This window comes from Rudaea sp., assembly GCF_036560865.1.
GTDB lineage: Bacteria > Pseudomonadota > Gammaproteobacteria > Xanthomonadales > Rhodanobacteraceae > Rudaea.
Genome location: NZ_DATBQK010000112.1, coordinates 19,999 through 31,810, shown reverse-complemented (window position 1 = coordinate 31,810; position 11,812 = coordinate 19,999). Strand labels below are relative to the sequence as shown.

Below are 11,812 nucleotides of genomic sequence, written 5' to 3'. Positions count from 1 at the left end.
ACCCAGTGGATTGGGTACTATTTAAATGCAAATGAGAATGATTGTCAACTACCTCACTGCTTCTGCGTGTCGCCGTAAGGGCGTGATCGCAACTACATGGCACGCACGCGCATTGGATCCGTCCGGATTGCGGTTCGAAACGCGCGATTGCCGCGCCGCTCTTTAGTGGTTCCGAGGTCGATTCCAACCGCGGCAATCGCTTCTTTGCGAGCCACCGATGCGATGCAGAGGCGTTCATAGTTTTGGACTGAGCTCATTGCCAGCCCCTTGTTGAAAGGGTGCGCAAGAGCCGGGTCAGCGGGTCCAATAGTTCTTGAAGGCCAGTCCTGATTGGCTCAGAAACTCGTAAACTTATCCTTGGTTTTTCCTTGGAGCTCGCGACATGCGTGGGTGGGTGTATATCTTGTCAAATAAAGCAATGCCCAATTTGGTGAAAATCGGCTACACGATGAAAGATCCTAGGCTACGTGCGCGCGATTTTGAGCAGACGGGTGTACCCCATTCATACGCCGTTGAGTTTGATGTGCTCGTCGAAAACCCGCGCGACTTGGAGCAGCGTACGCATCGTCGGCTCTCCACTTCACACGAAAATAAAGAGTGGTTCAGATGTTCGGCGACGGAAGCGATATCGACCATTCGCGAATTACTCGGCGGTGAAGGCCTTCTGGAGAGCACTCAGAAGACAACAAACAAGGGGGAAGGGGCGGGCATCAGGCAACGTCGTTCGTCGACAACCCTAAACGGGGCCCGATCCGAATTCGAAGTCCAGGAGATACAAGCAGAAATTGTTCAGAATTTTACAATCTCTCTGAACAACTGTCCGGAGAGTGCTGCCAAACCGTCTGCGACTCGCAAGCCGGACAACCTGAACAACCGCTCGGAGGGCACTGCCAAGCCGTCTGCGACTGGTGTGCTGGACAAACGAATTCGCTTTTCCGCCGCGTATTCCGATCATTGCCAGCATTGTGGCGCGTTGATCAGCGTGACGATTACCCGGCATGACGATTGCACAATCTGCCCGGCATGCCACGAGCACAATGATCTTCGAGAGTTCGTCAAACGCGAACTTCCATATTAGGATCAGAGAAAGGCCATTGGTCCATATGGTGAATGGCAATTGGCGTGTCACGTTCCGCTTTGCCGGCATCGACGTGAAGAGATCGCAACCATGATGAAGAACCATCCGCACCCTGGCGAGCTGCTGCGCGAAGACGTGTTGTTGCCGCTCGGGATCGAAGTCACCGACGCCGCGCATCGGCTCGGCATGTCTCGCACCACGTTGTCGCGTGTCATCAACGGCCGCGCCGGCATCAGCCCGGATCTGGCGATCAGATTGGAGCGGGCCGGGGTAAGCACCGCCCGATTCTGGATGGCGTTGCAGACCAATTATGAGCTGTCGCGGGCCGAGCAGCGGACGCAGCCGAAGGTGCAGCGTCTGCAAGCCGTGGCATGAGGTTCACTTAGGCGACCGTCACGCAAAGCGGGCACAAACTGCACCCGCGTCGTGATAAGGCGACGCGGTCTCAACCAGCCTTTACCAACGCCGCATCCGCGAGTTGGTCGGCGAGCCCGGCCATGCTTTCGGCCACGGCACGGGCGTTTTCCGCCATCGTCTCGGCGGCGGCGAACGCGTTCTGCGCCATGTCCTCGGCCACCGCGAGCGCATCGATCAGGGTCAGGTGGCAGGAGTCTTCCGCGAGCGGCGCCAGATGCCGCAGGGCGCGCTGGTATACGTCGCGTTTGAACGACACTACATGTTCCAGCGGATACCAGAAATCAACCCAGCGCCATTCGTCGAATTCCGGTTCATCGGTCAGATCCAGGCGCAATGCGGATTCTTCGCCGATGAACTTGAGCAGGAACCAGACCTGTTTCTGGCCGATACAGCGCGGCCGCTGATTGCGCCGAACCATGCGCGGTGGCAGACGGTATTTGAGCCAGCCGGGCGTCGCGCCGATGACTTCGACATGCTCGGGTTTGAGTCCGGTTTCTTCGTGCAGCTCGCGATACATGGCTTCGAGCGGCGTCTCGTCGCTGCGCATGCCGCCTTGCGGAAACTGCCAGCCGTCACGAAATGCGCGGCGTGCCCAGAATACGCGCCCGTCCTCGCGCAGGAGGATGATCCCCACATTCGGACGGTAGCCATCCGGATCGATCACGCCACGTAACTCCGATTCCCTACGGAAGCCATCCAATGTTTGCGAGCAGATTGCACTTTGAAGACGCTTCCCACGCCGCGATTCTTCCACAGCGTGCGCGGTTTCGGCAAGCTGTTGCAGTGCAGCAATGCTATGATTCGCTTGACAGCGAGCGGGCTTGCCCCAACAATCGCCGCCCCTCTGGGGCACGTCCATGCCTCCATGGCTATGTAGCTCAGCCGGTTAGAGCACAGCACTCATAATGCTGGGGTCGGTGGTTCGAGTCCACCCATAGCCACCATCCCTCCGCAGCACCCAGAATGTTCTGCGCGCAGGCTATAACTACGCCGAGCACTTGCCGAAACGCCCGCGAGAGATGGGGCATGGGCGGACTATCTGGACGCGCTGCGCGATGGCGCAAAAGCGTTACCGTTCAAGCGCAGCAAGACAACCGTATAACAAGGATGCTATAGTCATGGCGTGGTCGCTGAGCTACTACAACACCAAAGTGGCGGAACGGATTGCGGAATGGCCGAGAGGCATCCGTGCCAGCTTTCTGCGCATTGTCGAGACGATGATCGAGCAAGGCCCGGATATCGGCATGCCACACACGCGAGCGATGGGGGCAGGCTTGTTCGAGGTGCGGGCGAAAGGACGCGAAGGCATCGGGCGCGCGTTCTATTGCACCGTGACAAGTGAACGCATCGTGATACTTCACGTCATCGTCAAGAAAACGGAAAAGACTCCGGTGCGCGATCTGGAAATTGCACGCAACCGACAAAGAGAGACAACGGCATGACCCGCGAACGCTTCAACCCCGTTCCTTTCGACGTGGAAGCCACGCGCAAGCGCTGGATGAAAGATGCCGCGTTTGCCGAGGCATACAACGCACTCGCCGACGAATTCGCCACGCTCACCGAACTGCTGCGCGCACGGCAAGCAGCGGGCATGACGCAAACCGACGTGGCCGAACGCATGGGCATCGCGCAAGCATCCGTGGCGCGCTTGGAATCAAGCGCAGGCAGCCGCAAGCATGCACCATCGATTGCCACACTGCGCCGATATGCCGATGCTGTGGGTTGCGACCTGCGCATATTGCTTGCACCGAAAGCGGCCAAGCGCGGCAAGGCGCACGCCGCTTAACCGAATCGCCACGGCTTGAGCGGGCGAGCTAATCGTGGAGCTGAAGGACACCGACATTCGGGACATAAGCCGTGAGCTTGTGACCAAACGGGAAAAGCGCCCCAAGATGACGAACGAAGAGCGTGACGGGCAACGTCGCCTGAATATCGACGTGTAGAGATATCCCTGTTGGGATATACTAGAACACAACGGAACAGCACGGGACACGACCATGCAAACCATCAAGGTTTTCAAATTGGGCAACGCGCAAGCCGTGCGCATTCCTGTGCGCTACCGCTTTAACGTGGATGAAGTGGAGGTATTCGAGCGCGGTAACGAACTGGTATTGCGGCCAAAGGCAAAGACCGCTGCCGACGTGTTCGCCGCGATTCGTGCCAAGCACGGGCCCCTGGATATCAAGCGGCCACCGCAAGGCAAAGTCGAGCCAGTCGAACCGCTGGAACTGTAAGCGTGTCCGAGCGCTACCTGTTGGACACCAACATCGTGAGCGCCGCGTTGCGCGGCGAACCGCGCGCGCTGCTAAACCGGCTTGCAGGCATTGCTCCCGCCTGCATGCATCTTTCATCTTTGGTATTCGGCGAACTGGTGACAGGTGCCGAAAAGAGCGAACGCCGCGCCGCGACATTGGCAGCCGTGCGTGACCTGACCGCCAGCATGACCCCGGCACCCTTCGGCGCCGACGATGCCACGGCCTATGGCCGCATCCGCGCCGCGCTGGAGCGCAAGGGCGCAGGCATCGGGCCGATGGACATGCTGATTGCCGCGCAAGCGGTCGCGCGCGGATTGGTATTGGTGACGGACAACCTGCGCGAGTTTCGCCGCGTGCCAGGTCTGAAGTGCGAGAACTGGGTACGCTGACACGCCACTGCGCGACAAACTCTACGTCACGCTCACCGCGTGACGTCGTGGAGTTTGGATCGGGACTGGCGCAGGATTTGCGTCCATCACCTGACTATCTCCCATCTGCAGCAGCAGGCGGCCGAGTTCCTTCTTGACCACGCCGTAGCACTCGCAGGCGCAGGTCTGCAGCCCGATGGGATCGAGAATGGAGATGTGGCCGCGGCGGTAACGGATATAGCCTGCGTCGCGCAGCGTTCCCGCAGCCTCGGTGATGCTTTCACGGCGCACACCGAGCAAACCGGCGACGAGTTCCTGGGTCATCACCAGTTCACCCGCCGGCAGTCGATCGGATGTCGACAGCAGCCATCGGCTGAGCTGCTGCTCCACGGAATGGTGTCGATAACACGCGACCGTTTGCGCAATCTGCGTGATCAGCGCCTGGGTGTAGCGCAGCAGCGCGCGCTGCAACGGACCTGCGCGGTTGAAGGCCAGAGTCAGCGAGCGGCGCTCCAGCCGATAGCCATGTCCCCCGCTCTGCACGAGGGCGGAGCTGGGTGTGGTATCGCCGCCCATGAAGAGGGAAATGCCGACCACGCCTTCATGGCCTACGCCGGTTGTCTCGGCTGAGGCGCCCGTGGCCGTGACGTAATGCAGCGACACGACCGCGGTGGTCGGGAAGTATACGTGGCGCAATTGCTGGCCGGGCTCGTAAAGCATGTCGCCCAGCAGCATCGGAACCAGTTCCAGATCAGCAGACACGGAATCGAACTCCGCAACCGGCAACGCGGCGAGAAGTTGGTTCTGATGGGGGTTGTGCGGTGACGGCATCGGCAGAGGATTTTCGTCTAGCGGCCCGGCGTCACTTCCACGCCGATGCCGCGATAGCCGATGAACCGGCACGTATGGTCGAACATCGGCTGGCCGCTGACGCGAAACTGCTGCTTCGAGCCGTCGGCATTGCTGCGATGGAACGCGAAGTCGAGGAACGGCGCGCGCGCTGCGATGCTGGCCTGCAGGATTTGCCGCTCAGCCTCGTCCCAGCCTTCGAGCGGAGCACCGCTTGAATCTCCCGCGAGCGGAGCGACGCGGATGCCGAGCATCTCCATTACCGGTCCGGACACTTTGATGAATTCACCGCGTTCGTCCTGCTCCCAGTACCAGTCGGAGGCCAGCTCGGTCAGGCTGCGATAGCGGGCTTCGCTTTCGCGCAGTTCGGCCGTCCGCTCGGCCACCGCCTGTTCCAGCGCCTTGTTGTGCTCCCCCAGTTTCCGGTACAGCAATCGCACTTCCAGCATGTTGTGGATGCGCGTCTTGACCTCGATCAGATCGAAAGGCTTGCTGATGAAGTCCTTGGCGCCGGATTGTAGGGCGCGAAGCTTGTGGCCCGGCTGGGCGGTGAGCACGATGACCGGCAGATAGCCTTCGTTGTCGTTGGTTTTCAAGCCGTCCATCACGCTGAAACCATCCATGCCCGGCATCTGCAGGTCGAGCAGGATCAGGTCGTAGCCGTTACGGCGGTGCAGCGCGCACACCTCCGTGGGGTTCATGGTGGATGTGATCTGCGTGTAGCCCGCCTCGGTGAGCAAGCGTTGCAGCAGCTGCACATTCGCGTTCTGATCGTCCACGATCAGGATGTTGGCGGCGAGGATGTCTTGCTCGAGTGTCATCAGCTTGTCGATCCGTGATCGACGCCGGCGGATCGGGTTCTCGCCGACTCCAGCGCAAGGTCCAGCGTGTCCATGAACTCATCCACCTTGATCGGTTTGGTGAGGTAGCGAAAGAACCCGGCCTCGAGCCCCTTCTCGATGTCGTGGGGCATGGCGTTCGCGCTGAGCGCGACGACGGGTATGTGCGCGGTGGCCGGATCGCCGGCGAGGATCTTCAGCGCCGTAAGGCCACTAATGCCGGGCAGGTTGATATCCATGAGAATGACCTCGGGCATCGCGGTGTGCGCCAGCTCGATACCGCGGCGTCCATCCTTCGCAGTAAGCAGACGGATATCCGGACGACGCGCCAGGAGTCTGGTGACCAGCATCAGATTGGCCGGATTGTCTTCGACGCAGAGCACGGTACGCAGTTGCGCGCCGTTCGCGGCGTCCGCAGAAAAGACCAGGACGGGTGGGCTAAGCTCCGGCGACACTTCGATGGCGCCGGTCGTGTTCAACTCGAACCAGAACACGCTGCCCACGCCGACCGTGCTCTCCGCACCGATCGAGCCGCCCATCAATTCGATCAGCCGCTTGCAGACGACCAGCCCGATACCGTTGCCTTCTTCGATGCCGGCTTCCTGGCCGAGACGATTGAAAGCCTGGAACAGCTGTGCGATTTTGTCTGCCGCCAGGCCTTCGCCGGTGTCCTGAAAACTCACCCGCACGCGATCGCCAGGGCAGGTACTGCAGCTCACCTCGACCGAGCCGCCGACCCGGTTGTATTTGATCGCGTTCGAAAGCAGGTTGACGATGATCTGCTTGACCCGCGTGCGATCGGCTTTGACGAAGAGCGGGCTCTCGGGCTGGACAAAGCTCAAGCGGATACCGCTCTTGCGCGCCTGCGGTTCGACCATCGCCTGGCAGTCGCCCAGCACCTCATCGAGCGACATCGGTTCGCGCGACAACGACACCTGGCCGGATTCGATCAGGGATAGATCGAGGATCTCGTTGATCAACTCGAGCAGATACCAGCCCGCCTGCAGAATCTGGTCGATGCTGTCTTTCTGGCCCGCCGTCGGCAGCGGCGAACCCGAATCCATCAATTGCGCAAAACCGAGAATGGCGTTGAGCGGCGAACGCAACTCGTGGCTCATGCTGGACAGAAAATCCGATTTCGCGAGATTGGCGCGTTCCGCAGCGATCTTGGCGCCCTGCAGCTCGAGATTCGTTTCGCGCAAGGCTTGATCCAGTCGTTCCTGCTCGGCCTCGACCTGCTTGCGCGCCGTATTGTCGGTGCCCATCAACAGGTAGCCGATGATCGCCTTTTCGGCGTCTTGCAGCGCCGAGACCGACACGACCGCGGGCAGACGACTGCCGTTCTTGCACAGGTAGGTCAGCTCGTAGATGTCCTCGATCCCGCGCGATGCTTTGAACACCAGGGCTTCGAAGCCCGGTGCGATGGCGGTGGCGAACTCGGCGCTCAAGGCCTTGGCGCGCAGAACGATTTCGTGCGGATCGGAGATGTCGGCCGGGGTGATCCGGTTCAGCACATCGGCGGCCGCGTATCCGAGCATGCGTTCGGCGCCGACATTGAAGATCTGGATGACGCCTTTGTCGTCCGTGGCGATGCTGGAAAAGTTCGCGCTGTTCAAGATCGCGGTCTGCAATGCGCCGGTCTTGAGCAGGTCCACCTGGCGCTGCGCTTCATTCGTTTGCACCGTCGCATCCGCGACGGCGAGCGCGGTGGCGTGATTGCCTGTGTTTGACATGGCAGGCTTCCATGAGTGAATCGGAGTGATCCGCGGGCAGTGCGACCCTGATTTTCCAACCGTCGCCTGCGCCCGCCGTCCTGTTTGTCCAAGACCTGATCGGTCGCAGGATACTCACCGCTTTCTCGTCAGGCTGTCTGTGCGTTATCGCACATAGGCCGTGGACGTAACGGAACAACTGCACTACCAAAGCTGCGAGCCCGTCGATTTTCCGGTCGAAAAAAAGGGCCCATGCGTTGGGCCCTGCGAGTAATTTCTTTCTTTCACGTTCGCCTTGCCCGGTCTTGGCTGCCGGGGTCCAACGCGCGCGTCCGTGCTATGCCTTCAAGCAGTGTTGCTTACGGACATTGGAAAGCGAACGCCGCAATCCGTTTGATCGAAAGATCGGCGCCGATTCGGCAGCGCCTCGTGCGAGAAACGGCGTGTCGGCGGATACAACTGAAAGATACGTCGTGTGTCTGCGCAGGTCGGTACGCTGACACACATAGGCTGCGACCCGCGCGAGTCTGTACGGCTAGCGGCGGTCGCGGTTATGCCCTTCGTCCTTGCTATCTCCACCCTTGCCCTGCGGCGCGGCCTTCGCCTCACGGCCTGCCTCTTTTTGTGCCGCCTGGGGACGCTGCTGATTCTGCGCATGCTCTTGCGCAACCGGCGACCGTTGCTGCGGAGATGCCTGCTGTTGGGCATGTGCTTGTTGTGGTTGAGCGCGCTCCGGCTGAGCACGCGTCTGCTGCTGTTCATGCGCCTGTTGTGGCTGCGCACGCTCTTGTGGCTGAGCATGTGCCTGCTGCTCCACATGCGCCTGCTGCCCAGTGTGCGCTAGCGGCTGGGCATACGTGGGCGCCTGCTGGGTATGCGCTTGCTGCTGGGAGCGCGTTTGCGGTTGAACACGCGCCGACTCGACCTGTGCCTGCGCTGGAGCAGGCGCACGCGCCGGCTGTTGCGTCGGCATTTGCCGCTGCGTATTGACGCGCGAACCTTCGGTGGTGCTCTGCTGTGCGGGACGCTGTTGCGTGATGGCCTCGCGCGGCTGGTAGCGGTAATTCGTGGATCGAATCGACTGTTGTTGGGTCACGCCGGGATAGCGAGCCCCGGAATACTGGCGCTGGTAGGTCGGCAGCGGCGCGGCCGCGGGAACGGAATTGCGATTCCATGTGTCCCAGCCGCTTCGACGCTGTTGCCAGTCACTGCCCCAATGATCGCCCCAACGCGGCGATGCGTTGGCGCTCCAGCCGCGGAAATACGCCGGCGGCTGGCGGTAGTAACGCACCGGAACGCGCAGCAGGAACAACGGCACGTACTCCGGTCCCACCAACTCCCAGGGTCCGTTATACCAACTGGCTGCATACCAATTGTCTTGTTCGTACGCCCAGTATTGGCCGTCGTAAAAGAAGTAATTCGAATCCACCTGCGGATCGTAGTAAACGGGATAACCCGGCACGCGGACGAGATCCGGGTACGAGCGCATGTTGATGCCGATGCTGACACCGGGCAGTCCGATACCGACGCTGACCTGCGCATATGCCGGAGCTGCCGACCAGAGCAAGATGGACGATGCAAGAATTAGACGACGCATTTTCTGTTCTCCTGATTGATACCCGCCATCGCATGTTGAATGCGACGGCTGACCGCAGATTGCATGCGGTCTGTTGGGTTTAGCGGAGATGTCCGCAACCGGCAGCTTGTACGATCGCAGCGTACCTTGTCGGTGCGCTGTCGCACTTAGCGTTGCGTCTATTGCATGCAGCCGCATGTGCTGACGCGATACGCCTCGGGGGTCGGATTGCAGTGTTGTCGCGACGAGGCGGTTATGAGCTTATTTTTTCAGCGTAGTTTCCGCTGACGTCCCATCGCCGATCAAAACGCCGACTGAACGCAGTCCATCGACGTGCTGGCAGACGATGCGAAAGCACGCGAGCAACGGCCCCGCGAGCAGGATGCCGACGATGCCCCACAGCCACCCCCACAGCAACAGCCACACGAACACCACGGTGGGGTCGAGGGACAAGCGCCGGCCGATGAGGGTCGGCGTAATCAATTGCCCTTCGATCGAGGCAAGCAGGAAAAACGCAGCTGGAACCGCGAACGCGTGGCCCAAAGTATCGAACGTCGTAAAGCCCACGAGCGTGAGCGCCAGTCCGGTGCATACCGGGCCAACATAGGGGGCGAAGTTGAGCAGGCAGGCAGCAGCACCCCACAGCAATGGGTTGGGAACACCCATCAGGGCCAGGACGATCGCCGTCGCCACTCCGAGGCCGAAATTGATCAGGCTGACCATCATCAGATAGCCCGACATTTCCTCCTGCACGTCGCGCGCGATCGAGACCACGACTTTTTTCTCGCGCAAACCCGGCGCAATCTCGACCATTCGGCGCAGGAACCCGTTGCCGGAAGAGAGAAAAAAGTATACGAGTAGCAGAACGGCGGCGATCTCGCCGAGCGCGCGCGGCGTGCTAGTCGCCATGCTCGCGAGCAGACTCGGCTGCGCGTTGACGACGGTCTGCGGCGCCGATGGCTGGGTCAATTCCTCGATTTTCTTGGACGCTTCCTGAGCCTGGCGCATCGGCTCGCGAAAACTGCGGAATCGCTGCTCGATCGTCTGCATCGTCGCTGGCGCATGTGCGATCCATTGTTGTGCCGGTTGCGCAAGGCTCATGACACTCAGCACGACGATGGCGACCACGGCCACGAGAGTCAGCAAACTGCCGGCAACTCTCGGTATGCGCACCACGCGCTCGAGGAACGTCACCACCGGAGACAGCAACAGCGACAGCAGCAGCGCGAGCGCAAGCGGGATCAGTATTTCCTGCGCGAGATAGCACACACCAAGAACGAGCAATACCAAAATCGCCAGTACGCCACGTTTGAGGCTGCGCAGATCGGACCGATGGCGAAGCACCCGCTCGAGTATCGGCGCAGGTTCGCGCGAGGACGGCTCGTCGAGCGCCTCGACGTCGGGAGGCGTGGTCGTGTTCACGGCGACGCCGACAGCACGAATGATGGATGCATCATCACGATCAACCTCACCAACGTAGCGATTCCAGCGCGCACCATTGCAGCAACCGTCACTTGAATCAAGTTGTTCGCCACGTGACGATTCAGCAACTGGAGAATCGATTTTCTTCGGTGATCGCGCCGCTCCGTGGAAAGAGCGCCACAAACATTCGAATCACGCGAGGAACTCACGCACCAGCGTCGCAGACGTTGTCTGGCGCTCAGGCAGATCCGCTCAATAACCCGCGCCAAAGTGCGTCGAGTGGCTCAGTGAATGCACGGATCCGTGCTGGTGAGGTGCAGTCTTCTGCTCGCGTTTGTCCGTGGTCCGCTGCCAGCGCAGCACGTCGCCGGACACGAATTCCTGCTGCATGGGCTTCTTCCGGTCCTCGTAACCACGAGGCTGTTTTGCATTCGATCGGCTCATCTCAAAATCCTCCATGCGCGGGAGCCGCTGACTGCATGGCTCCAGCAGCGACTGTGCGCGAGCAGCAGATCGCGGTCTGTGCGCTGCCACACCCACAGCGGACTTGCGCCGACAGCGGGTGATGAAACTCGTGCAGCACCACGTCGCTATGTACGACAGCGTACAGAATTTGACGGACTCAAGGCGTATCCCTACGCACGAGTGCAGCTTAGTGCGCTCAAATCATCCGCAGCGCGCAGGGACTCGTTTGTATATCGCGAACCTGTGCGTCCATGGCAATAAAAAAGGAGAAGGCAAATGTCGCTTGGAACCATTCTGTTGATCGTGCTCGTACTCATGTTGCTCGGCGCGCTCCCCAGCTGGGGATACAGCCGCTCCTGGGGCTATCGTCCAAGCGGCGGACTCGGGCTGGTGCTGGTTATCGTGCTGATCCTGGTCTTGATGGGACGGTTCTGAAGATTCGTCCAGGCGCGGGGTAGTCCGAGAATGGAAATCCGCAAATCCTTCCAGGAGCCGCACCGCGAGAGCGCGACTTCCGCAAACGACGAGCGGTCGACATCGCCGGGAAATCCGGACCGCTCGATCGATCATCTGCACAGCCCGCGATTTTCCACGAAGTCGCTGCACGTCTTCGATGCCGAACTTGCGGCGCGTCTGGCAGCGCAACTGGTCGCCAGCGGGCTATGGTTCGAGTGCCAGCAGCTCGACCGTGTGAAATGGTATTTTGCGGTCGCCCCCACCGGTTACGCACGTCTCATCGCTCTGTATGACGCGCTGCTCTGTTCGCGGACCGCGTGAGCGTTGTCTCGCGGCGACCCGCTGTGGCCATACGGATTGCGCGAAATTTTAACC

At 60.7% G+C, this 11,812-nt stretch carries 15 protein-coding genes and 1 tRNA gene; 9 read left to right on the top strand and 7 right to left on the bottom strand.

The window, feature by feature from the left end; all coding sequences use genetic code 11:
* The first annotated feature begins 382 nt into the window (after positions 1-382).
* Together VIE67_RS11785 and VIE67_RS11780 are read left to right on the top strand one after the other, a co-directional pair.
* Complete coding sequence (locus VIE67_RS11785) at positions 383-1,078, top strand: GIY-YIG nuclease family protein (RefSeq protein WP_332026431.1); 696 nt, start codon at positions 383-385, stop codon at positions 1,076-1,078.
* Between the two features lie 39 nt (positions 1,079-1,117).
* Positions 1,118-1,453, top strand: a complete 336-nt coding sequence (locus tag VIE67_RS11780; protein WP_332026429.1) for a HigA family addiction module antitoxin — start codon at positions 1,118-1,120, stop codon at positions 1,451-1,453.
* A gap of 70 nt (positions 1,454-1,523) precedes the next feature.
* On the opposite strand, the gene VIE67_RS11775 is transcribed toward VIE67_RS11780, so the two are convergent.
* On the bottom strand, positions 1,524-2,159 hold the full coding sequence (locus tag VIE67_RS11775; RefSeq protein ID WP_332026427.1) for an RNA pyrophosphohydrolase: 636 nt from the start codon (positions 2,157-2,159) through the stop codon (positions 1,524-1,526).
* Positions 2,160-2,362: 203 nt separating this feature from the next.
* Here VIE67_RS11775 and VIE67_RS11770 point away from each other — a divergent pair.
* The 5 genes from VIE67_RS11770 to VIE67_RS11750 all read left to right on the top strand — a co-directional run bounded on the left by VIE67_RS11770 (position 2,363) and on the right by VIE67_RS11750 (position 4,139).
* A tRNA-Met gene (locus VIE67_RS11770) sits at positions 2,363-2,439 on the top strand.
* Positions 2,440-2,613: 174 nt separating this feature from the next.
* The gene (locus VIE67_RS11765) at positions 2,614-2,937 is read left to right on the top strand and encodes a type II toxin-antitoxin system RelE/ParE family toxin (protein ID WP_332026425.1); all 324 of its coding nucleotides are present in this window, start codon (positions 2,614-2,616) and stop codon (positions 2,935-2,937) included.
* Complete coding sequence (gene relB, locus VIE67_RS11760) at positions 2,934-3,281, top strand: type II toxin-antitoxin system RelB family anti-toxin (RefSeq protein WP_332026423.1); 348 nt, start codon at positions 2,934-2,936, stop codon at positions 3,279-3,281. Before VIE67_RS11765 ends, relB begins: the two co-directional genes overlap by 4 nt.
* A gap of 211 nt (positions 3,282-3,492) precedes the next feature.
* A complete protein-coding gene (locus tag VIE67_RS11755) occupies positions 3,493-3,729 on the top strand; it encodes an antitoxin (protein WP_332026421.1) in 237 nt (78 codons plus the stop codon).
* 2 nt (positions 3,730-3,731) lie between these two features.
* Positions 3,732-4,139, top strand: coding sequence for a type II toxin-antitoxin system VapC family toxin (locus VIE67_RS11750; RefSeq protein WP_332026419.1), 408 nt, complete (start codon positions 3,732-3,734; stop codon positions 4,137-4,139).
* A 21-nt stretch (positions 4,140-4,160) separates the two neighbouring features.
* On the opposite strand, the gene VIE67_RS11745 is transcribed toward VIE67_RS11750, so the two are convergent.
* From VIE67_RS11745 to VIE67_RS11720, 6 genes are all read right to left on the bottom strand, one after another.
* Positions 4,161-4,880, bottom strand: coding sequence for a Crp/Fnr family transcriptional regulator (locus tag VIE67_RS11745; protein ID WP_332026417.1), 720 nt, complete (start codon positions 4,878-4,880; stop codon positions 4,161-4,163).
* Between the two features lie 86 nt (positions 4,881-4,966).
* The gene (locus tag VIE67_RS11740; RefSeq protein ID WP_332026415.1) at positions 4,967-5,788 is read right to left on the bottom strand and encodes a response regulator; all 822 of its coding nucleotides are present in this window, start codon (positions 5,786-5,788) and stop codon (positions 4,967-4,969) included.
* Complete coding sequence (locus VIE67_RS11735) at positions 5,788-7,539, bottom strand: PAS domain-containing hybrid sensor histidine kinase/response regulator (protein ID WP_332026413.1); 1,752 nt, start codon at positions 7,537-7,539, stop codon at positions 5,788-5,790. The genes VIE67_RS11740 and VIE67_RS11735 overlap by 1 nt, the downstream gene beginning before the upstream one ends.
* Before the next feature lie 514 nt (positions 7,540-8,053).
* Complete coding sequence (locus VIE67_RS11730) at positions 8,054-9,292, bottom strand: hypothetical protein (protein WP_332026411.1); 1,239 nt, start codon at positions 9,290-9,292, stop codon at positions 8,054-8,056.
* Between the two features lie 63 nt (positions 9,293-9,355).
* Positions 9,356-10,516: an AI-2E family transporter gene (locus VIE67_RS11725; RefSeq protein ID WP_332026409.1), complete on the bottom strand. Its 1,161-nt coding sequence runs from the start codon at positions 10,514-10,516 to the stop codon at positions 9,356-9,358.
* Positions 10,517-10,768: 252 nt separating this feature from the next.
* The gene (locus VIE67_RS11720) at positions 10,769-10,960 is read right to left on the bottom strand and encodes a hypothetical protein (RefSeq protein WP_332026407.1); all 192 of its coding nucleotides are present in this window, start codon (positions 10,958-10,960) and stop codon (positions 10,769-10,771) included.
* Between the two features lie 297 nt (positions 10,961-11,257).
* Here VIE67_RS11720 and VIE67_RS11715 point away from each other — a divergent pair, with 297 nt between their 5' ends.
* Together VIE67_RS11715 and VIE67_RS11710 are read left to right on the top strand one after the other, a co-directional pair.
* Positions 11,258-11,416, top strand: coding sequence for a DUF3309 family protein (locus VIE67_RS11715; protein WP_332026405.1), 159 nt, complete (start codon positions 11,258-11,260; stop codon positions 11,414-11,416).
* A gap of 30 nt (positions 11,417-11,446) precedes the next feature.
* The gene (locus tag VIE67_RS11710; RefSeq protein ID WP_332026403.1) at positions 11,447-11,758 is read left to right on the top strand and encodes a hypothetical protein; all 312 of its coding nucleotides are present in this window, start codon (positions 11,447-11,449) and stop codon (positions 11,756-11,758) included.
* Positions 11,759-11,812 lie beyond the last annotated feature (54 nt).